The sequence below is a fragment of the Streptomyces sp. NPDC030893 genome (genome assembly GCF_055571535.1).
The window spans coordinates 1-20,422 of record NZ_JBVIFC010000032.1 but is presented as its reverse complement, the minus strand read 5'-3'; the positions used below and the strand labels follow the sequence as shown (position 1 = coordinate 20,422).

General features: G+C 73.6%; 19 protein-coding genes and 1 pseudogene. 9 read left to right on the top strand and 11 right to left on the bottom strand.

Annotated elements, in window-relative coordinates; translation table 11 throughout:
• Nucleotides 1-64 precede the first annotated feature (64 nt).
• The 4 genes from ilvD to ACZ434_RS32445 form a co-directional block, all read right to left on the bottom strand.
• The gene (gene ilvD, locus ACZ434_RS32460; RefSeq protein ID WP_468462286.1) at nucleotides 65-1,918 is read right to left on the bottom strand and encodes a dihydroxy-acid dehydratase; all 1,854 of its coding nucleotides are present in this window, start codon (nucleotides 1,916-1,918) and stop codon (nucleotides 65-67) included.
• A gap of 122 nt (nucleotides 1,919-2,040) precedes the next feature.
• Nucleotides 2,041-2,688, bottom strand: coding sequence for a TetR/AcrR family transcriptional regulator (locus tag ACZ434_RS32455; protein WP_468462284.1), 648 nt, complete (start codon nucleotides 2,686-2,688; stop codon nucleotides 2,041-2,043).
• Nucleotides 2,685-3,527, bottom strand: coding sequence for a sugar phosphate isomerase/epimerase family protein (locus ACZ434_RS32450; RefSeq protein ID WP_468462282.1), 843 nt, complete (start codon nucleotides 3,525-3,527; stop codon nucleotides 2,685-2,687). The genes ACZ434_RS32455 and ACZ434_RS32450 overlap by 4 nt, the downstream gene beginning before the upstream one ends.
• 84 nt (nucleotides 3,528-3,611) lie before the next feature.
• Nucleotides 3,612-4,544: a Ppx/GppA family phosphatase gene (locus ACZ434_RS32445; RefSeq protein WP_468462280.1), complete on the bottom strand. Its 933-nt coding sequence runs from the start codon at nucleotides 4,542-4,544 to the stop codon at nucleotides 3,612-3,614.
• Between the two features lie 95 nt (nucleotides 4,545-4,639).
• Between ACZ434_RS32445 and ACZ434_RS32440 the strand changes: the two genes are divergently transcribed.
• Nucleotides 4,640-5,515, top strand: coding sequence for a DUF3109 family protein (locus ACZ434_RS32440; protein WP_468462278.1), 876 nt, complete (start codon nucleotides 4,640-4,642; stop codon nucleotides 5,513-5,515).
• Nucleotides 5,516-5,524: 9 nt separating this feature from the next.
• On the opposite strand, the gene ACZ434_RS32435 is transcribed toward ACZ434_RS32440, so the two are convergent.
• Nucleotides 5,525-7,315: a BACON domain-containing protein gene (locus tag ACZ434_RS32435; protein ID WP_468462276.1), complete on the bottom strand. Its 1,791-nt coding sequence runs from the start codon at nucleotides 7,313-7,315 to the stop codon at nucleotides 5,525-5,527.
• Nucleotides 7,316-7,554: 239 nt separating this feature from the next.
• On the opposite strand from ACZ434_RS32435, the gene radA reads away from it, so the two are divergent.
• Nucleotides 7,555-8,964, top strand: coding sequence for a DNA repair protein RadA (gene radA, locus ACZ434_RS32430; RefSeq protein ID WP_468462274.1), 1,410 nt, complete (start codon nucleotides 7,555-7,557; stop codon nucleotides 8,962-8,964).
• Between the two features lie 140 nt (nucleotides 8,965-9,104).
• Nucleotides 9,105-10,229 carry a DNA integrity scanning diadenylate cyclase DisA gene (disA, locus tag ACZ434_RS32425; protein WP_468462272.1) on the top strand — a complete coding sequence of 375 codons (1,125 nt, stop codon included), beginning with the start codon at nucleotides 9,105-9,107 and terminating at the stop codon, nucleotides 10,227-10,229.
• A gap of 91 nt (nucleotides 10,230-10,320) precedes the next feature.
• Here disA and ACZ434_RS32420 read toward each other — a convergent pair whose 3' ends face one another.
• Entirely contained in the window at nucleotides 10,321-11,166 is an 846-nt protein-coding gene (locus ACZ434_RS32420) for a hypothetical protein (protein WP_468462270.1), read from the bottom strand.
• A gap of 175 nt (nucleotides 11,167-11,341) precedes the next feature.
• On the opposite strand from ACZ434_RS32420, the gene ACZ434_RS32415 reads away from it, so the two are divergent.
• Entirely contained in the window at nucleotides 11,342-11,995 is a 654-nt protein-coding gene (locus ACZ434_RS32415; RefSeq protein WP_468462268.1) for a phosphatase PAP2 family protein, read from the top strand.
• A 6-nt stretch (nucleotides 11,996-12,001) separates the two neighbouring features.
• On the opposite strand, the gene ACZ434_RS32410 is transcribed toward ACZ434_RS32415, so the two are convergent.
• Together ACZ434_RS32410 and ACZ434_RS32405 are read right to left on the bottom strand one after the other, a co-directional pair.
• Entirely contained in the window at nucleotides 12,002-12,667 is a 666-nt protein-coding gene (locus tag ACZ434_RS32410) for a response regulator transcription factor (protein WP_468462266.1), read from the bottom strand.
• Complete coding sequence (locus tag ACZ434_RS32405) at nucleotides 12,664-14,247, bottom strand: sensor histidine kinase (protein ID WP_468462264.1); 1,584 nt, start codon at nucleotides 14,245-14,247, stop codon at nucleotides 12,664-12,666. Before ACZ434_RS32405 ends, ACZ434_RS32410 begins: the two co-directional genes overlap by 4 nt.
• A gap of 335 nt (nucleotides 14,248-14,582) precedes the next feature.
• Between ACZ434_RS32405 and ACZ434_RS32400 the strand changes: the two genes are divergently transcribed.
• The 5 genes from ACZ434_RS32400 (at nucleotide 14,583) to cseC (ending at nucleotide 19,265) form a co-directional block, all read left to right on the top strand.
• Nucleotides 14,583-15,518 carry an HhH-GPD family protein gene (locus tag ACZ434_RS32400; protein ID WP_468462262.1) on the top strand — a complete coding sequence of 312 codons (936 nt, stop codon included), beginning with the start codon at nucleotides 14,583-14,585 and terminating at the stop codon, nucleotides 15,516-15,518.
• Between the two features lie 350 nt (nucleotides 15,519-15,868).
• Nucleotides 15,869-16,408 (top strand): SigE family RNA polymerase sigma factor, encoded by a 540-nt coding sequence (locus tag ACZ434_RS32395; protein WP_468462260.1) that lies wholly within the window; start codon nucleotides 15,869-15,871, stop codon nucleotides 16,406-16,408.
• Nucleotides 16,396-17,043: a hypothetical protein gene (locus ACZ434_RS32390; protein WP_468462258.1), complete on the top strand. Its 648-nt coding sequence runs from the start codon at nucleotides 16,396-16,398 to the stop codon at nucleotides 17,041-17,043. The genes ACZ434_RS32395 and ACZ434_RS32390 overlap by 13 nt, the downstream gene beginning before the upstream one ends.
• Before the next feature lie 168 nt (nucleotides 17,044-17,211).
• On the top strand, nucleotides 17,212-17,913 hold the full coding sequence (cseB, locus tag ACZ434_RS32385) for a two-component system response regulator CseB (RefSeq protein WP_468462256.1): 702 nt from the start codon (nucleotides 17,212-17,214) through the stop codon (nucleotides 17,911-17,913).
• A gap of 8 nt (nucleotides 17,914-17,921) precedes the next feature.
• Complete coding sequence (cseC, locus tag ACZ434_RS32380; protein ID WP_468462254.1) at nucleotides 17,922-19,265, top strand: two-component system sensor histidine kinase CseC; 1,344 nt, start codon at nucleotides 17,922-17,924, stop codon at nucleotides 19,263-19,265.
• 10 nt (nucleotides 19,266-19,275) lie between these two features.
• Here the strand turns inward: cseC and ACZ434_RS32375 are convergent, their stop codons facing one another.
• The 3 genes and pseudogenes from ACZ434_RS32375 to ACZ434_RS32365 form a co-directional block, all read right to left on the bottom strand.
• Nucleotides 19,276-19,719 (bottom strand): VOC family protein, encoded by a 444-nt coding sequence (locus ACZ434_RS32375; protein WP_468462252.1) that lies wholly within the window; start codon nucleotides 19,717-19,719, stop codon nucleotides 19,276-19,278.
• 61 nt (nucleotides 19,720-19,780) lie between these two features.
• Nucleotides 19,781-20,251, bottom strand: a complete 471-nt coding sequence (locus tag ACZ434_RS32370) for a helix-turn-helix transcriptional regulator (RefSeq protein WP_468462250.1) — start codon at nucleotides 20,249-20,251, stop codon at nucleotides 19,781-19,783.
• A 79-nt stretch (nucleotides 20,252-20,330) separates the two neighbouring features.
• Nucleotides 20,331-20,422 (bottom strand): annotated as a pseudogene (locus ACZ434_RS32365) (M23 family metallopeptidase); the annotation flags it as partial.

Here is a 20,422-nt window from a genome sequence, read left to right as displayed (position 1 = left end):
GGCCCTGGACGAGCGAGGGCCGCCCCCGTGGTGCGGGAGCGGCCCTGTGCCGGGTTCGGCGGGGTCAGCCCAGCTTGGTCACGTCGCGCACCGCGCCCTTGTCCGCGCTGGTGGCCATCGCGGCGTACGCCTTCAGGGCCGCGGAGACCTTGCGGTCGCGGTTCTTCGGGGCGTACCGGCCGTCGAGGGCCTGTTCGCGGCGGGTCAGTTCGGCCTCGTCGACCAGCAGCTCGATGGAGCGGTTCGGGATGTCGATGCGGATGCGGTCGCCGTCCTCGACCAGGGCGATGGTGCCGCCCGAGGCCGCCTCCGGGGAGGCGTGGCCGATGGAGAGGCCGGACGTGCCGCCGGAGAAGCGGCCGTCGGTGATGAGGGCGCAGGCCTTTCCGAGGCCGCGGCTCTTCAGGTACGACGTCGGGTAGAGCATCTCCTGCATGCCGGGGCCGCCCTTGGGGCCCTCGTAGCGGATGACGACGACGTCGCCCTCCTTGACCTGCTTGGTGAGGATCTTCTCCACGGCCTCGTCCTGCGACTCGCAGACGACCGCCGGGCCCTCGAAGGTCCAGATGGACTCGTCGACGCCGGCCGTCTTGACGACGCAGCCGTCGACGGCGAGGTTGCCGCGCAGCACCGCCAGGCCGCCGTCCTTGGAGTAGGCGTGCTCGGCGGAGCGGATGCAGCCGCCCTCGGCGTCCTCGTCGAGGGTGTCCCAGCGCTCGGACTGGGAGAATGCCTCGGCGGAGCGCTTGCAGCCGGGGGCCGCGTGCCAGAGTTCCACCGCCTCCGGGGAGGGGGAGCCGGCGCGGATGTCCCAGGTCTTCAGCCAGTCGGCCAGGGACGGGCTGTGCACGGAGTGGACGTCCTCGTTGAGCAGGCCCGCGCGATGCAGTTCGCCGAGCAGGGCGGGGATGCCGCCCGCGCGGTGCACGTCCTCCATGTAGTACGTGCGGTCCTTGGTGACGTTCGGGGCGACCTTGGCCAGGCAGGGGACGCGGCGCGAGAGGGCGTCCATCTCGCTGAGGCCGAAGGGGACCTCGCCCTCCTGGGCGGCGGCCAGCAGGTGCAGGATCGTGTTGGTGGAGCCGCCCATGGCGATGTCGAGGGCCATGGCGTTCTCGAAGGCCGCGGGAGTGGCGATGTTGCGGGGCAGGACCGAGTCGTCGTCCTGCTCGTAGTAGCGGCGGGTCAGGTCCATCACCGTACGCGCGGCGTTCTCGTAGAGCGCCTTGCGGGCGGTGTGGGTGGCCAGCACCGAGCCGTTGCCCGGGAGGGAGAGGCCGATGGCCTCGGTCAGGCAGTTCATCGAGTTGGCGGTGAACATGCCGGAGCAGCTGCCGCAGGTGGGGCAGGCGTTCTCCTCGATGCGCAGGACGTCCTCGTCGGAGGTCTTGTCGTTGGCCGACTCGACCATGGCGTCGATCAGGTCCAGCGTGCGGACCGTGCCGTCGACCAGGGTGGCGCGGCCGGCCTCCATGGGGCCGCCGGAGACGAACACCGTGGGGATGTTCAGGCGCAGCGCCGCGTTGAGCATCCCCGGGGTGATCTTGTCGCAGTTGGAGATGCAGATCAGGGCGTCCGCGCGGTGCGCCTCGACCATGTACTCGACGCTGTCCGCGATCAGGTCGCGGGAGGGCAGCGAGTAGAGCATGCCGCCGTGGCCCATCGCGATGCCGTCGTCGACGGCGATGGTGTTGAACTCGCGCGGGATGCCGCCGGCCTCGACGACCGCCTCGCTGACGATGCGGCCGACCGGGGCGAGGTGGGTGTGGCCCGGGACGAACTCCGTGAAGCTGTTGGCGACCGCGATGATCGGCTTCCGTCCGATGTCCGCGCCGGGTACACCGGAGGCGCGCATCAGGGCGCGGGCGCCCGCCATGTTGCGGCCGTGGGTGACTGTGCGGGACCTCAGCTCGGGCATCGTCGCTCGCTCCTTCGGAGAGTTATGACTGTCGTCGAGCGTACGCCGCTCATCCAGAGGGCGGGACGAGGTGTCCGGAATGCGGGACGAATGTCTCAGTTCGGCCCGGCCGGACGGACGCCTCAGCCGCCGGTGAGGTGTCCCTGGACGACCGGCGCCACCCGTCTGATGATCTGCTCGGAGTCGGCCGAGGCCAGGGGCTCCACCTTGATCACGTACCGGATCATCGCGATCCCCACCAGCTGCGCGGCGGCGAGCTCGGCCCGCAGCTCCGCGTCCGGCACGTCGAGCCGTCCGGCGATCCGGCGCAGCAGCTGACCGGCGATGAGCCGGCGGAAGACCCCGGCCGCCGCCTCGTTGTTCACGGCGGAGCGGACGATCGCGAGCAGCGGGGCCCTGGTGACCGGGTTCTCCCAGAGCCCGATGATCATGCGGGTCATCCGCTCGCCGGCCTCCTCGACCGGCCCGTCGAGGAGGGTGTCCCGTACCGCGAAGGCCGGTGCGAAGGCGACCTCGACGGCGGCCTCGAAGACCTGTTCCTTGGTGCCGAAGTAGTGGTGCACCAGCGCCGAGTCGACCCCGGCCGCCTTGGCGATCCCCCGCACGGACGTCTTGTCGTACCCCCGCGCGGAGAACTCCTCACGGGCCGCGTCGAGGATGCGGTCCCGGGTTCCGGCCGATTCCGTACGGGGCGGGCGGCCGCGGCGCCGCGGCGTGCCGTCGCCCCGCGCGGAGGCGCCCGGGCCGTCGCTCGCGGTGAGGCCGGTCACCGGCGGGGCACCCGGAGCGCGGAAGGGGTCGACGAGGCCAGGTGCAGGCGGGTGAACGCCAGGGCTTCGGCCAGGTCGGCCTCGCGCTCCGCGCTCGACATGGCCCGGCGGGTGTTGACCTCGATGACGACATGCCCGTCGAAGCCGCTCGACGCGAGGCCCTCCAGCACCTCGGCGCAGGGCTGGTCGCCGCGGCCCGGCACCAGGTGCTCGTCCTTGGCGGACCCCTTGCCGTCGGCGAGGTGGACGTGGCCGAGGCGGTCGCCCATGCGGTCGATCATCCGCAGGGTGTCGGTACGGGCGGTCGAGGCGTGGCTGAGGTCGATCGTGAAGTGGCGGTAGTCCTCTTTGGTGACGTCCCAGTCGGGGGCGTACGCGAGCATCTCGCGGTCGCGGTAGCGCCAGGGGTACATGTTCTCCACCGCGAAGCGCACGTCCGTCTCGTCCGCCATCCGCCAGATGCCGTCCACGAAGTCACGCGCGTACTGCCGCTGCCAGCGGAAGGGGGGATGGACGACGACCGTGGAGGCGCCGAGCTTCTCCGCGGCGGCCCTGGCGCGCTGGAGCTTGGTCCAGGGGTCGGTGGACCACACGCGCTGCGTGATGAGCAGGCAGGGCGCGTGGACGGCCAGGACGGGGATGCGGTGGTAGTCGCTGAGTCTGCGCAGTGCCTCGATGTCCTGGCTGACCGGATCGGTCCACACCATGACCTCGACGCCGTCGTACCCGAGGCGCGCGGCGATCTCGAAGGCCGTCGCCGTCGACTCCGGGTAGACGGAGGCCGTCGACAGGGCGACCTTCGCATCCGGGATGCGGACTACGTCCCTTGCTTCTGCCACGAGCCTCAGGTTACGGGGTGGGATCGGGTCGGTGCGGGGTGCCCGATCGCCGTTGTGGTGATTGCCATAGTGCGCCGCGCGGAGCTACTCCCCGTCCATGTGGTCCAGGCGGCGGAGTATGACGCCCTCCCGCAGGGCCCAGGGGCAGATCTCCAGGCGCTCGATGCCGAACAGGTCCATCGCGCCCTCCGCGACCAGGGCGCCGGCCAGCAGCTGCCCCGCGCGGGCCTCGGAGACCCCGGGGAGCTCCGCGCGCTCGGCGGCCGTCATGGCGGCGAGCCTGGGCACCCAGGACTCCAGGGACTCCCGTTTCAGCTCCCGCTGCACGTACGGGCCCTCGGCGGAGCGGGCGGCGCCCGCGAGGCGGGCGAGCTGCTTGAAGGTCTTGGAGGTGGCCACCACGTGGTCGGGTGCGCCGAGGCGGCTGAAGTCCCCGACCGTGCGCGCTATCTCGGTGCGCACATGGCGGCGCAGCGCGCGGACGTCGTCCGCCCCGGGCGGGTCGGCGGGCAGCCAGCCGGCGGTGAGGCGGCCGGCGCCCAGCGGCAGCGACACGGCCGTGTCGGGCTCCTCGTCCAGGCCGTAGGCGATCTCCAGGGAGCCGCCGCCGATGTCGATCACGAGCAGCTTCCCGGCCGACCAGCCGTACCAGCGGCGCGCGGCGAGGAAGGTGAGCCGGGCCTCCTCGGCGCCGCTGAGCACCTGGAGTTCGACCCCGGTCTCCTCACGCACCCGCGCGAGCACCTCGTCGGCGTTGTCCGCCTCGCGCACCGCGGACGTCGCGAACGGCAGCAGTTCCTCGACGCCCTTGTCCTCGGCGGCCCGCAGCGCCTCGTGGACGACCCCGATCAGCCTGTCCAGCCCGCCGGCGCCGATCGCCCCGCCGTCGTCGAGGAGCTGGGCGAGGCGCAGCTCCGTCTTGTGCGAGTGCGCGGGCAGCGGACACGCGCCGGGGTGCGCGTCCACCACGAGCAAGTGCACCGTGTTCGAACCCACGTCGAGGACACCGAGTCTCATGTACGGAACGCTACTGCGCGCAGCGCGGCGTGTTGGCCGGTCCGCGGCGGCCGGGCCCGTCCCGGACCCGAGCCCGGGCGACTTACCCTGGACGGGTGCCAAAGACGAAAAAGACGAAGGACGAAAAGACGGACAAGAAGGCCAAGAAGGAAAAACTGGCCGGACTGTCCGGGGGTTCTTCGCGGACGACCGCGCCTCGGACGCCTGCGGCGGCACCGCCGGTGGACGACGAGAAGGGCCTCGACTTCGCCCGCGCGTGGGTGGAATTTCCTGATCCGGCGGACGACGAGCAGGTCTTCCGCTGCGATCTGACATGGCTGACCTCTCGCTGGAACTGCATCTTCGGCAGCGGCTGCCAGGGCATCCAGGCGGGCCGCGCGGACGACGGGTGCTGCACTCTGGGTGCCCATTTCTCGGACGAGGACGACGAGAAGCGTGTCGCCGGGCATGTGGCGCGGCTCACGCCGGACATCTGGCAGCACCACGCCGAGGGCACGCGCGACGGCTGGATCTCCGAGGACGAGGACGGCGACCGTCAGACCCGGCCGTTCCAGGGCTCGTGCATCTTCCAGAACCGGCCGGGGTTCGCGGGCGGCGCGGGCTGCTCGCTGCACATCCTGGCCCTCAGGGAGGGCCGCGAGCCGCTGGAGACCAAGCCGGACGTGTGCTGGCAGCTGCCGGTGCGGCGGACCTACGACTGGATCGACCGGCCGGACGACACACGTGTGCTTCAGGTGTCGATCGGTGAGTACGACCGGCGCGGCTGGGGCCCGGGCGGTCACGACCTGCACTGGTGGTGCACCTCGGCCACCTCGGCGCACGGCGCCGGGGACCCGGTGTACGTCTCCTACCGCGCGGAGCTGACCGAGCTGATGGGCAAGGCGGGCTACGACCGTCTGGTCGAGCTGTGCGAGGAGCGGCTGGCGTCGCAGCTTCCCCTGCTGGCGGCCCATCCGGCGGACCCCGCCTGACGGTCGGCGTTACGGGGTGACCGGGCTCGGGTCGCCGCCTGCGGCGGGCGGCGAGGCGTCGCCGGGGCCGGCCGGCCCCGGGTCGCCCGGTACCGGCGCGGTCGGTGTCGGGCCGGTGGGGGTGGGACCGCCGGTGGTGGGCTCCGGGGCGGGCGAGGTCGGCGGGTCGCTCGGGGCGGGCTCCGAGGGCGCTGGTGTGGTGGGCGTCGGCTCCGGGGCGGGCGACGACGCGGGGGGCTCGCTCGGGGTGCCGGGGTGCGCGGTCCCCGGCCCGCCCGGGTGGCCGGAGGGCGAGCCGCCGCCGGGGGCGGTGCCGTAGCCGTCGATGGTCACCACCGAACCGGCCGGGGAGACCGCCACGGTCGCGCTCCAGTGGCCGGACGGCTCGCGCAGCTGGTCCACGTACACCCGGACGGTCACGGACTCGCCGGGCGCGAGCGTTCCCGAGGACTGGCTCAGATACAGCCAGGACGCTCCCGTCGAGGCCGACCAGCGGACCCGTTCGGAGCCCGTCGCGGTGAGGGTGATCAGGGTGGTGTCGCCGCGGTGCCCGGCCGTGACGGCCAGCGCGGCGGCGTCCTCGCCTCCCGCGCCGGCGACGCCGACGACCTCCACGGACACGTCCGGCTCACCGTCCTCGCCGAAGCGGGGGCCGGGCCGGGTGGTGGTGTTGCCGGTGTTCTCGTAGCCGGCGCCGGCCTCCGCGCCGTCGAGGTCGACGGCGCCGCCGTCCTCCCGCGCGGAGGTCGAACGGCCGTCCTGGGCCTCACCGACCGGCGTGCCGCGGTAGGCCGCCCACAGCGCCAGCACGGGCGCGGCGACGACGGTGGCGACGACGGTCGTCGTGACGGCACGCGCGCGCAGCCGGTCGCGGCGGGCGACACGGTCCTTGGGGTCCATGGGGAAGCCGCGCCGGTCGAAGCGGGGTGCGGCGCCCCGCGCGCGCGGGTGGTGCGCGAGGGCGGCGTGCAGGTCCGCGCCGGGTGCCGGCAGGAGGGGCAGCGCGTCCGGGGTGACGCTGGTGCCGGGCCAGCGGCCCGGGACGGCCCGCTCGGCGCTGCGGCGGCAGCGCGGGCAGTCGTCTACGTGCCGCACGAGTTCGCGGCGCAGCGTGGCGCTGAGCACGAGCGTCCGGTCGCCGGCGAGATGCGCCACACCGGGGCAGGTGCCGCTCTCCACGACGGCGAGCGCCGCGCGGGTGCGTTCCACCTCGCAGGCGGCGGTGGCGAGCAGCGCACGCGCGGCGGCCGGTTCCATGCCGAGCACGGAGGCGACCTCGTGCGCGGCGAGCTGGTGGCGCACGGCGAGTTCGAGCGCCTCGCGCTGCTCCGGGGTGGTGCCCGCGGCCTCCGGCCAGGCCAGCTCGGCCAGTTCACGGCGGCGCCGCTCGCGCACCTCCTCGGAGACGGCCGGAGCGGCGGTGGCGGCGCCCGCCGCGCGCCGGCGGCCGGTGCGGCTCACCGCGTGGGTGACCCGGCCCTTCTGCCTGGCCTCGGTCAGCTTGCGCAGACACGCCCAGCGGGCCAGCGCGTACAGCCAGGCCCTGCGGCTGCCGAGCTCGTCCGGGACGTGCCGGCCGCGGCGCTCGGCGAGCGCGAGGACGTCGGCCAGGGCGGCGGTCGCCGCGTCGTGGTCGCACAGCACGGACAGGCAGTAGGTGAACAGGCCGTCCAGGTGGGGTGCGTAGCGCGTGGCCGGCCGCTGCGCCAGGGTGCGCGCGGCCCCGCGGTCGCGCACTTCCCGGTGCGTCCGGCGGGTTCCGGTCGTACGGGGCGGGGTTTGCGGGCCGCTGCTCGTCATCCGGCGACCGTAGGCGGCCCGGGGCGGCCCCTTCCGGAGCCCTGCGCACTTTTAATCCGTACGGGTGAAACGATCCCTCAATCGGGGAGGGGAGCCTTTCGCCGGACGCCGGCGTCGGCCCCGTCCGGTGCGGCGCGGGGGGCTCACGGGGCGGTGGCGGGGCGGTGAGGGAGGGGCAGCGGGGCGGTGAGGGAGGGCGGGGCGGGCCCGTTGTCAGAGCGGGCCGTTACCTTTTGCGCATGGCTGCCCGTACCAAGACGTCCAAGGACCGACCGTCCTACCGCTGCACCGAGTGCGGCTGGCAGACGGCCAAATGGCTCGGCCGCTGCCCCGAGTGCCAGGCCTGGGGGACGGTCGAGGAATACGGCGCGCCCGCGATCCGTACGACGACGCCCGGGCGGGTCACCACCTCCGCCCTGCCCATCGGCCAGGTCGACGGCCGTCGGGCCACCGCCCGCTCCACCGGCGTGCCCGAGCTGGACCGGGTGCTCGGCGGCGGGCTGGTGCCGGGCGCGGTGGTGCTGGTCGCGGGTGAGCCGGGCGTGGGCAAGTCCACGCTGCTGCTGGACGTGGCGGCCAAGTCGGCGAGCGAGGAGCACCGCACGCTGTACGTCACCGGCGAGGAGTCGGCGAGCCAGGTCCGGCTGCGCGCCGACCGCATCCACGCCATCGACGACCACCTGTACCTGGCGGCCGAGACGGATCTGGCCGCCGTCCTCGGCCACTTGGACGCGGTGAAGCCGTCCCTGCTGATCATGGACTCGGTGCAGACGGTGGCGTCCCCGGAGATCGACGGCGCCCCGGGCGGCATGGCCCAGGTCCGCGAGGTGGCGGGCGCGCTGATCCGGGCCTCCAAGGAGCGCGGGATGTCCACGCTCCTCGTGGGCCATGTCACCAAGGACGGGGCGATCGCCGGACCGCGCCTGCTGGAGCACCTGGTGGACGTCGTCCTGCACTTCGAGGGCGACCGGCACGCGCGCCTGCGCCTGGTGCGCGGCGTCAAGAACCGTTACGGCACGACGGACGAGGTCGGCTGCTTCGAGCTGCACGACGAGGGCATCACGGGCCTGGCGGACCCCAGCGGACTCTTCCTGACCCGCCGGGACGAGCCGGTCCCGGGGACCTGTCTGACCGTCACCCTGGAGGGCCGCCGCCCCCTGGTCGCCGAAGTGCAGGCGCTCACGGTCGACTCGCAGATCCCCTCCCCCCGGCGCACCACGTCCGGCCTGGAGACCTCACGCGTGTCGATGATGCTGGCGGTCCTGGAACAGCGGGGCCGCATCAGCGCCTTGGGCAAACGGGACATCTACTCCGCGACGGTCGGCGGGGTGAAGCTGTCGGAACCGGCGGCGGACCTGGCCGTCGCGCTGGCGCTGGCGTCGGCCGCGAGCGACACCCCGCTGCCGAAGAACCTGGTCGCGATCGGCGAGGTCGGCCTGGCCGGCGAGGTGAGGCGGGTCACGGGCGTCCAGCGCAGGCTCGCCGAGGCCCACCGCCTGGGCTTCACGCACGCCCTGGTACCGGGCGATCCGGGCAGGGTCCCGCCGGGCATGAAGGTGCAGGAAGTGGCCGACATAGGGGACGCCCTGCGTGTGCTTCCGCGCTCCCGTCGCCGAGAGGCCCCACGGGAGACGGAGGACCGCCGGTAGACTTTGCCCAGGTCTCGCCCGTCCGTACGAACCGAGTGCGGTCAGGGTCTCCGTTCGGATCAGCCCCGCTCCCTGTCCGGCCTGATGCGAACGAGACGTCCTGAACGGGGGCGCCCAGAACCTGCGACCTGAGGAGTGCAGTGGCAGCCAACGACCGGGCAGCAGCTCCCGGAAAGTCCGGTGGGAGTGCCGGTTCCGAGGGCCTGATGCGCGCCTCACTGAGCGCCGTGGCACCCGGCACCAGCCTGCGCGACGGCCTGGAGCGCGTGCTCCGCGGCAACACCGGCGGTCTCATCGTGCTCGGTTCCGACAAGACCGTCGAGACGCTGTGCAGCGGCGGCTTCGTGCTGGACGTCGAGTTCACCGCGACCCGGCTGCGCGAACTGTGCAAGCTGGACGGCGGCATCGTGCTGTCGTCCGACCTGTCCAAGATCCTCCGGGCCGGAGTCCAGCTCGTACCGGACCCCACCATCCCCACCGAGGAGACCGGCACCCGGCACCGCACCGCCGACCGCGTCTCCAAGCAGGTCGGCTTCCCGGTCGTCTCGGTGTCGCAGTCGATGCGCCTGATCGCGCTGTACGTCGACGGCCACCGCCGGGTCCTGGAGGACTCCGCGGCGATCCTCTCCCGCGCCAACCAGGCGCTCGCCACTCTGGAGCGCTACAAGCTCCGCCTCGACGAGGTCGCCGGCACGCTGTCGGCGCTGGAGATCGAGGACCTCGTCACCGTCCGGGACGTCTCCGCGGTCGCGCAGCGGCTGGAGATGGTGCGCCGCATCGCCACCGAAATCGCCGAATACGTGGTCGAACTGGGCACCGACGGGCGTCTCCTCGCCCTCCAGCTCGACGAGTTGATCGCGGGCGTGGAGCCGGAGCGCGAACTGATCGTGCGGGACTACGTGCCCGAGCCCACCGCGAAGCGCTCCCGCACGGTCGACGAGGCCCTGCACGAACTGGACGCGCTCCCCCAGGCGGAACTGCTGGAACTGTCGACGGTGGCCCGCGCCCTGGGCTACACGGGCTCTCCCGAGACGCTGGACTCGGCGGTGTCACCGCGCGGCTTCCGGCTACTGGCGAAGGTGCCGAGGCTCCCCAGGGCGATCATCGACCGGCTGGTGGAGCACTTCGGCGGGCTGCAGAAGCTGCTCGCGGCCAGCGTGGACGATCTGCAGACGGTGGACGGCGTGGGCGAGGCGCGGGCGCGGAGCGTGCGCGAGGGGCTGTCGCGGCTGGCGGAGAGCTCCATCCTCGAGCGGTACGTGTAGGGCGCCGACCGCGGGGAGTCATGCCTCCCTCAGCCCTTCAGGGACCCCGGGGGGAGCCTCCGGCGGCGGGGGACGCACCCCGCCGGGCCGCTCAGGCCGCCTCCAGCACGAACGACGTCCGCACCTTCTCGAATCCCGGTGCCTGCGCCTCCACCAGGTAGGTCCCCGCACCGGCGGTACCGGCCTCCGGCGTGGCGCACTCCGGGGCGCTCGCCTTGCGGTCCCACTTCACGGTGTAGGTGATGCCGTCCTTCGCCGGCACCCGGAACACCAGGCTCCGCGCCCCCTTCGGGCAGTCGTCCGAGGCCCAGAACGTGTCGTCACCGCTCGCCTGAGCCACCGTCAGCACGGCGCTGTCCGGCCCGAGGTCGATCTTGCAGTCGCTGCCGGAGGTGTTCCGCGCGGTGAGCAGGAAGGTGGGTGTCTGCTCGGGCTCGTAGGTGTTGCGGGCGCTGCGCAGAGTGAACTTCACCGCGCTCGCCGTGCAGTTGGGGAGCCCCGACCCGGACCCGGCCGGCAACGCGTCCCCCGCGCCGACCCCGGCCGACGTGCCGCCCTCGGAACCGCCACCCGCGCTGCCTCCCGCACCGCCGGCGCCACCGGAGTCCGCGGGATCGCCGTTGGCCCCGTCGTCACCCGCCCCGGACGACGACCCGCCGGAACCGCCGGAACCCCCGGAACCGCCGTCCCCCGACTCGTCGCGCCCACCGGGCGCCTGGCTGATCGCCGGCCCCGAACCCGACGGGCCCGGGGTGATGGACGGCGCGGGATTCTTGCCGTTGGCCCCGTTCTCACCGCCGCCTCCGCCCCCGCCGCCGGAGACCACGACCCAGGTGATCAACAGCGCCAACAGGGCCAGTAAAGACAGCAGTACGGCCCTCCGTCGCCAGTAGATGGAGGAGGGAAGTGGCCCGACCGGGTTGCGCAGAGATCCCACGGCGCAAACCATACGAGAGATCGGCGCGTTCGCCTGTCCCACCCGCCGCTCAGACCTACAACTTTTCCGGATCATCATCCCGGTAACGGCCGTGACACCCCTGACTTTCGTCGGGTACGGCACGCGACGATCGCAGGGTGTGACCGATCCGGCGTCTCACCTACCGTCCGTGACCATGGACTTCGTGGACAGCGGTCTCTACCTCGACATCACCGACTACGCCCGGGACACCCCGGCATGGGTGCGGCACACCGCCGAGATCGGAACGGAGGCCGGACTGCTGGTCTTTGTCGCGCTGTTCGCGGCCTGCTGGTGGCGGGCCAGACGCGCGAGCACCCGGGCGTTCACGATCGCGGCCCTTGCACCTCTGGCCACGGCCGTGGCGTACGTGTGCAGCGAGGTGCTCAAGTCCCTGGTGACGCAGGAGCGTCCGTGCCGGGCGGTCGCCGGCGCCGTGCCGTCTCTCGCGGAATGCCCGCCACACGGCGACTGGTCGTTCCCGAGCAACCACGCCACGATCGCGGGCGCTTCGGCACTCACGCTGGTCCTGGTCCGGCGTGCGCTCGTCTGGCTGACGGCGCCGCTGGCCCTGCTCATGGCGTTCTCCCGGGTGTTCGTCGGCGTCCACTACCCGCACGACGTAGTGGCGGGACTGCTGCTGGGCACGGTGGTCGCCTTCACCGTCGTACGACTCGCCTCGCGCCCGGCGCTCCGGCTCGCCGGGGCGATGCGGGACTCGTCGGCGCCCGCCGCGCGGTGGCTCACCGGGCCCGGCCCCCGGTCCACCGCCCGCGCGGTGCCGCCGTACGCCACGCACCGGCGCCGCTGAGCGGGTTCAGGACGCCACCAGGCCCGCCTCATGGGCGACGATCGCCGCCTGTACGCGGTTGCGTACGCCGAGCCGGTCCAGGACCGCGCTGACGTACGCCTTCACCGTGCCCTCCACCAGATGCAGCCGCGCGGCGATCTCCGGGTTGGACAGCCCCGCCCCGACCAGGCCCAGCACCTCGCGCTCACGCGGGCTGAGCACCGCCACACGCGCGTGCGCCTCGGCTTCCCGCGCGAGGCGGCCCGCGCCGTCGGCGCCGCCCAGGCCCTCGATGACGTACCGGGCCACCTTGGGCGAGAGGAAGGCCGCGCCGCCCGCCACCGCCCGTACGCCCGCGATGAGTTCGTACGGGTCGCCGGATTTCAGCAGGAAACCGGTGACGCCGCCGCCGAGGGCGCGGGCCACGTAGGCGCGTTCGGAGAACGTGGTGAGCATGGCGACGGCCGTGCCGGGGACGGTGCGGACGATCTCCCCGGCCGCCGCGAGACCGTCCAGGCGGGGCATGCGGATGTCGAGCAGCGCCACGTCGGGGCGGTGCGCGCGGGCCAGTTCGACGGCCTCGTGCCCGTCGCCCGCCTCGGCGACGACCTCCGTCTCCCCGCTGCTCCCCAGGATGGCGCGCACCCCGGCACGGACCATCGCCTCGTCGTCGGCCAGCAGGACCCTGATCACGGGGTGAACTCCTTCTCTCCGCCCGTGCCTTGGCCGGGCGGGCCGACGCGCGGGATCACGTGCTTGGCGGCCAGGCGGCCCCGGTCGTCGAAGCAGAGCCGGAAGTGGTCGACGGAGACGAAGAGTTCTCCGCTCGCGCGGTAGTAGCGGCAGTCGGTGCCCTCGGGCGGCTCGGGCGCGCGCTCCGAGGGCGGGTCCTGGATGTGCCGGTCCGGCAACAGCGGCGCGAGGTCCGCGACGGGGGTGCCCAGGCTCAGTCCGGCGTACGCGGCGGGTTCCAGCACCGAGTGCGTCTCGGTGTACGCGTACCAGCCGATGCCCGAAGCGACCAGCACGACGCCCGCGCCGGCGGCGACACCGAGACCGGCGGCGACCCGGCGCCGGGCGCGGGTGAAGGGCGCGGACGGCGGACGCGGCGGCCGGACGTGCGTGGCCGTCTGCGCCGGTACGTACGCCCTGACCCGGTACCCGTCGCCGTACGGGCCCGCTTCGAGGGTGCCGCCGACCGCGGTGACGGCGGCCCGCAGCCCGGGCAGGCCCGAACCACCGCCGGCCACCGGGGAACTCTCGCCCGCCGGCCGTCCGTTGGTGACGGTGACGGTCGCTCCTCGTGTCCCGTCCCCCGTCAGTGCCACGACGACGGGAGCGCCCGGCGCGTGCCGTGCCGCGTTGGTCAGCGCCTCCCTGGTCACGCGGTGCAGCAGTCGCCCGGCGACCCCGCCGGGTGCCACGGCCGTGCCCCGGGAGCCGGCCGCCCAGCGCACCGGGAGCCCGGACTCGGCGGCTCGGTCCACGAGTTGCCCGACGCTCTCACCGGCCGGGCTCAGCGGCACGGGCTCGTCGTCGTCCTCCCGCAGGACGCCGATGATGCGGTGCAGCCGGTCCGTGGCGTCCGCGGCCGCCGCGCGCAGGTCGCCGGCGGCGGCGCGGTGGTGGCCGGGCAGGTCGGCGGCGACCTGGAGGGCGCCCGCGCGCAGCGCGATCAGACTCAGCTCGTGGCCGAGCGAGTCGTGCATGTCCTGGGCGATCCTGGCCCGCTCGCGCAGACGGGCGCGTTCCCCGGTGAGCCGCTGCTCCTCCTCCAGCCGGGCCGCCCGCAGCCATCCCGCGGCGGTGAGCTCCCGGCTCTGCCTCCAGTACCGCCCGCCGAGCCAGGGGAAGACACAGCCGAAGAGGAGGGTGCCGGTCAGGACGAGCCACTGGGGTACCGGGTCGAGACCCGCCCACGCGATCTTGGCGGTGCCGGCGCAGCCCACGGCGGCGAAGCAGAGCGCGGCGGGAGCGGTACGGGACGCCCGCAGGCCGAGCAGCAGGGCGAACACGGAGAGCGCGGGACCGTGGGAGAGGCTGAACAGCGCCGGGGCGGAGGCGAGGCCGAGCGCGGCCGTCAGCCCGAAGGCGAGGAGGGGCCGGCGCCGGGCCACCACGGTGGCGGCGGCGAGTACGGCCGGTCCGGCGAGCCGCTGCGGGAGCGGGAGCGGCTCGTGCAGCCCGAGCAGGTCGGCGGAGACCGCCGGCAGGGCGAGGGCTGCCCAGAGCAGGAAGCCCCTGCCGAGCGCGAGGAGACGGGCACGGTCCATGCCTCGACGCTACAAGCGGACGTGGGGGCGCCACTGCTGCCGATCGTCAGGTGTGCGGTCCGCCTCGGGACGGGTCGCGCGGACGCGCGTGCGGGCCGGTGCCCGCGGGTGTGAGGGGAGCTCACGGCGTCGAACGGGGCGGCTCTCGGGCGAGCGCTGTCCGCGGAGGCGGGCCCCCGCTCACCGAGGCGACCGGCGCCCTCGGGGTCGGCCGGCGCGTGCCGAGGCGAACGGCTCCCTCCCGTGCGACCGGCGCTCCCGCGGGTGGCCCGCGCCCGCCGGTCCGTGGCGCTCCCCCCGGAGGCGGGGCCCGGCGTGGCAGGATCGGTCGGGTCATGACTGCTCCAACGAAGCCCCCGCACGGCGGCACCGCCGATTCCGCGTCCGAGCGCGCTCCTGGTGAGCCGCTGCACTCCCCCGTCATCGACTGGTTCGACGAGCACGCCCGGGACCTGCCGTGGCGGCGCCCGGAGGCCGGTGCGTGGGGGGTGATGGTCAGCGAGTTCATGCTCCAGCAGACCCCGGTGAACCGGGTCCTGCCCGTCTACGAGCAATGGCTGGCCCGTTGGCCCCGCCCCGCCGACCTCGCCGCGGAGGCGCCCGGTGAGGCCGTCCGCGCCTGGGGCCGGCTCGGTTACCCGCGGCGCGCGCTCCGGCTGCACGGTGCGGCCGTCGCCATAACGGAACGGCACGGCGGCGACGTGCCGGCCGACCACGCCCAGTTGCTGGCCCTGCCCGGCATCGGGGAGTACACCGCGGCGGCCGTGGCGTCGTTCGCCTACGGGCAGCGGCACGCGGTGCTGGACACCAATGTGCGCCGGGTGTTCGCCCGCGCGGTCACCGGTGCGCAGTACCCGCCGAACGCGACCACCGCCGCCGAGCGCCGGCTCGCCCGGACCCTGCTGCCCGAGGACGCCGCCACCGCCGCGCGGTGGGCCGCCGCCTCGATGGAACTGGGCGCACTGGTGTGCACGGCGAAGAACGAGTCGTGCCAGCGCTGCCCGATCGCCGCGCAGTGCGCCTGGCGGCTGGCCGGCAAGCCGGCCCACGACGGCCCGCCGCGCCGGGGCCAGACCTACGCCGGCACCGACCGCCAGGTCCGCGGCCGGTTGCTGGCCGTGCTGCGGGAGGCGCACGGACCCGTGCCGCAGGCGGTGCTGGACCGGGTGTGGCACGAACCGGTGCAGCGTGCCCGCGCGCTGGACGGGCTGGTCGCCGACGGGCTGGTGGAACCGCTGCCGGGCGGCCTGTACCGGCTTCCGATGACCTGACCCGGCCGGACCCGGCCGGGCTTCCGTGTCCGGGTCCCAGCGGTTGGTCACACCCGTCACCTCCGTCACCTCCGTCGCCTCCGTCACCTCCGTCACGACGCCACCCGCCCGGCGGCCGGTCATACCACCCTGTAACCGCATCAATCGGCCGACCGCTTTGCCCCGTTTCTGCTTCCGTTACACAACCGACGGACAGTCGAGGGCTGCCCGCAAGCTGCCTCGGACAGTGCCGTGACAACGCCTCCGTACCTTCGATCATGTGCTCGGCAAGGGCACGACGACCAAGGAACACAGGCGGTACCACCGGCTCGCGCGAGCGGGCCGGAACGGGGAGCGGAAGGCGGTTCACCATGGCGCAGGGCGAGGTGCTCGAGTTCGAGGAGTACGTGCGCACCCGGCAGGACGCGCTGCTGCGCAGCGCCCGCCGCCTGGTCCCGGACCCCGTGGACGCGCAGGACCTGCTGCAGACCGCGCTGGCCCGGACGTACGGCCGCTGGGAGACCATCGAGGACAAGCGGCTGGCCGACGCCTACCTGCGCCGGGTGATGATCAACACGCGCACGGAGTGGTGGCGGGCCCGCAAGCTGGAGGAGGTGCCCACCGAGCAGCTCCCGGAGTCCCGGGTGGACGACGCCACCGAGCAGCACGCGGACCGCGCCCTGCTGATGGACGTACTGAAGGTGCTCGCCCCGAAGCAGCGCAGTGTCGTGGTCCTGCGACACTGGGAGCAGATGTCCACGGACGAGACGGCCGCCGCACTCGGCATGTCGGCCGGAACGGTCAAGAGCACGCTGCACCGGGCGCTCGCCCGGCTCCGCGAGGAGCTGGAGGCGCGCGATCTGGACGCACGCGCGCTGGAGCGTGAGGAGCGGGAGCGTTGCGCGGCCTGACCGGCGCGGGGCCCACGCGGTCCCGGACCACCGCCAGGGCGGCGACCGCGGCGACGGCCGTGCTCGCCGCCGCCGTGCTGTTCACCGGCTGCGGTACGGGCGGCACGGGGGCCCGGGACGAGGGCCCGGCGCGCGCGGACTCGGTGGCGAGCGTCGCCGCGCCGTCGGTGTCGCCCTCGCGGACCCCGGACCGGGTGGACGCGGTCCGGCTGATCAAGGCGGACCCGGCGGTCTCGGCGGAGGTGAAGCGGGATCTCGAACCGTGCGTCGCCGACGAGTACCCCGTCGACGTGAGCTACGGCAACCTCACCGCGGGAACCGTCGACGACATCGTCATCAACGTGCTGACCTGCGGGGACGCGGTCGGTATCGGCTCGTACGTGTACCGCGAGCAGAACGGTTCGTACGTCAACGTGTTCACCGCCGAGGAGCCTCCGGTGTACGCGGAGATCGACCGCGGGGACCTGGTGGTGACCAAACAGGTGTACGACCCCGGGGACCCGGTGTCGAGCCCGTCCGGCGAGAACGTGATCACCTACCGGTGGGCGTCGGGCGGCTTCGGCGAGGAGTACCGCACGCACAACGACTACGGGCAGGTGGCCGGTCAGGAGCCGACACCGGTGCCCGACGGCTGAGACATGGCTCACGGTGTGAACCGGCGGAGCCGTCCCGGCCGATGAAGGGGATGAACCCTCCGCGCGGCTCACGCGTCCGTGGGGTGGGGACGGGGAAACGCCCCCGGCGGGACGGGAAGAGCGCGTCCGCACCGCGACCGAGACCACACGAGGACTGAGAACACCGGGATGGCAGACCAGACCCACGTCCTGTTCGTCGAGGACGACGACGTCATCCGCGAGGCCACCCAGCTCGCCCTGGAGCGGGACGGCTTCGCGGTCACGGCGAAGCCCGACGGGCTGTCGGGCCTGGAGGCGTTCCGCGCCGACCGGCCGGACATCGCGCTCCTCGACGTCATGGTGCCGGGGCTCGACGGGGTCAGCCTGTGCCGGCGCATCCGGGACGAGTCGATGGTGCCGGTGATCATGCTGTCGGCGCGGGCCGACGCCATCGACGTGGTGCTGGGCCTGGAGGCCGGCGCCGACGACTACGTGACCAAGCCGTTCGACGGCGCCGTACTGCTGGCCCGCATCCGCGCGGTGCTGCGCCGCTTCGGACGGGCGGCGGAGCTCGGCGGCCGGGGGCGGGCCGCCGCGGACGCCGGGGGCACGCTGTCCTTCGGGGAGCTGGAGATCGACACGGAGGGCATGGAGGTGCGCAGGGCCGGGCGGCCGGTGGCGCTGACGCCGACCGAGATGCGGCTGCTGCTGGAGTTCTCCGCCGCGCCGGGCACCGTGCTCTCCCGCGACAAGCTGCTCGAGCGGGTGTGGGAGTACGGCTGGGGCGGCGACACCCGGGTCGTCGACGTCCATGTGCAGCGGCTGCGTACGAAGATCGGCCAGGACCGTATCGAGACGGTCCGCGGCTTCGGCTACAAGTTGAAGGCCTGAGCGAACGGATGCGGAGGTATGTGCGGCGCCTGGTGACGGCGTGCGTCGACCGGGCGGGTATCGGTGCGGGGCTGCGGTGGAAGCTCAGTGCGGCCATCGCCGTGGTGGGGGCGCTGGTCGCCATCGTGCTGAGCCTGGTGGTGCACAACGCGGCACGGGTGTCGATGCTGGACAACGCGCGCGATCTGGCGGACGAGCGCATCATGATCGCCCAGCGCAACTACGAGCTGTCCGGGCGGCTGAACTTCCCCAACACCAAGATCGACGACCCGCTGCTGCCGAAGGAGCTGCGGGAGAAGGTCGAGGCGGGGCGGCGGGCGACCTATGTGACCGACCGCAGCGGGGCGCCGGACATCTGGGCGGCCGTGCCGCTGAAGAACGGGCATGTGATGTCCCTGCACTCCGGTTTCACCGACCGCAGCTCCGACATCCTCAAGGACCTCGACCAGGCCCTGGTGATCGGCTCCATCGCGGTGGTCCTGGGCGGCAGCGCGCTCGGCGTCCTCGTGGGCGGGCATCTGTCGCGGCGGCTGCGGAAGGCGGCCCACGCCGCCAACCGGGTCGCCAAGGGCGAGACGGACGTCCGGGTGCGGGAGGCCATCGGCGGGGTGGTCCGGGACGAGACCGACGACCTGGCCAGCGCGGTGGACGCCATGGCGGACGCGCTGCGGCAGCGGCTGGACGCCGAACGCCGGGTCACCGCCGACATCGCGCACGAGCTGCGCACACCGGTGACCGGCCTGCTGACGGCGGCCGAGCTGCTGCCGCCCGGCCGGCCGACGGAGCTGGTGCTGGACCGGGCCAAGGCAATGCGCACCCTCGTGGAGGACGTCCTGGAGGTGGCCCGGCTGGACAGCGCCTCGGAACGGGCCGAGCTCCAGGACATCCTGCTCGGCGAGTTCGTCGCCCGGCGGGTCGCGGCGAAGGACCCGGACGTCACCGTCCGCGTGGTGCACGAGTCGGAGGTCACCACCGATCCCCGGCGTCTGGAGCGGGTGCTGTTCAACCTGCTCGCCAACGCCGCCCGGCACGGCAGGCCGCCCATCGAGGTCACCGTCGAGGGCCGGGTCATCCGGGTCCGCGACCACGGGCCGGGCTTCCCGGAGAACCTGCTCGCCGAAGGGCCGAGCCGCTTCCGCACCGGCAGCGCGGACCGGGCGGGCCGCGGGCACGGCCTGGGCCTGACCATCGCGGCCGGCCAGGCCCGGGTGCTGGGCGCGCGGCTGACCTTCCGCAACGTACGGCCGGCGGGCGCGCCGGACGGGGTGCCGGCCGAGGGCGCGGTCGCCGTGCTCTGGCTGCCGGAGCACGCGCCGACGAACACCGGGAGCTACCCGCTGCTGACGAAGTAGGGGCGGCGCCTCAGCAGGACCACTCCTTGTCCATGTCAAGGCCGCCCTCACGGCTCTGGGTGAAGGAGAACCAGTTCCCCGAGTCGTCGCGGAACAGCGCCTCGATACCGTACGGGCGCTCCTGCGGCTCCTGGATGAACTCGACCCCGCGCTCCTTGAGCCGGGCGTAGTCGCCATGGATGTCGTCGGTGGTCAGCACACCGGCGCCGAGCACGCCCTTGGCGACCAGCTTCTTGATCATCTCGGCGGACTCCGGGTCCATGCCCGCGCCGGGCACCATCAGGGTGAGCTCGACGCCGGGCTGCTCGGGCGAGCCGACGGTCAGCCAGCGCATGCCGCCCTTGCCCAGGGTCATGTCGGTGCGGACCTCCAGGCCCAGCTTCTCGGTGTAGAACTCCTTCGCCCGGTCCTGGTCGAGAACCCAGACGGTGGAGATGGCGAGACCCTTGATCATGAGGTGAGCTCCTGTTCGCGGCCGTTCCTGCACTGCCCTGTCACCGTAGGCAGCGGCGTCGTCAGCGCGCTTCTCCGGAATTGCGCCGTGCCGCCGTCGCCCCGCCCGGGCCCGGTCTGTGTCCGCCGAGCCAGTGCAGGGCGTAGCAGCCCGGGATCAGGGCGGCGCCGCGGCCCACGTGCCGGGTGCGGTACTCGCTCGGGGTGAGGCCGGTCCAGGTCTTGAACCGGGCCGAGAACGTGCCCAGGCTGCTGAAGCCGACCAGGTGGCAGATCTCGGTGACTGACAGGTTGGCGGTGCGCAGCAGGTCCTCGGCGCGCTCGATGCGGCGGTGGGTGAGGTACTGGCCCGGCGTCTCGCCGTAGGTCTCCTTGAAGGCGCGCAGGAAATGGAAGCGCGAGTAGCCCGCGTGGGCCGCGACCGCCGCCAGGTCGAGGTCCGGGTCCGCCCAGTCCCGGTCCATCGCGTCCTTGGCCAGCCTCATCCGGCGCGCCTTCTCCACGCGACCGATGGTGGCACGGGGGTCTGACATCGGCCCGGGTACACGAGCGACCCCGGGGGCGGTGTGGGCCGCTCCCGGGGTCGCTCGGGTGGGGTGTGTGTGCGCCGGGTCAGAGGTTGACGCCGTTGGCGCGCAGGAAGGTCGCCGGGTTGATGGCGGAGCCGTAGTTGGGGGTGGTGCGGATCTCGAAGTGGAGGTGGG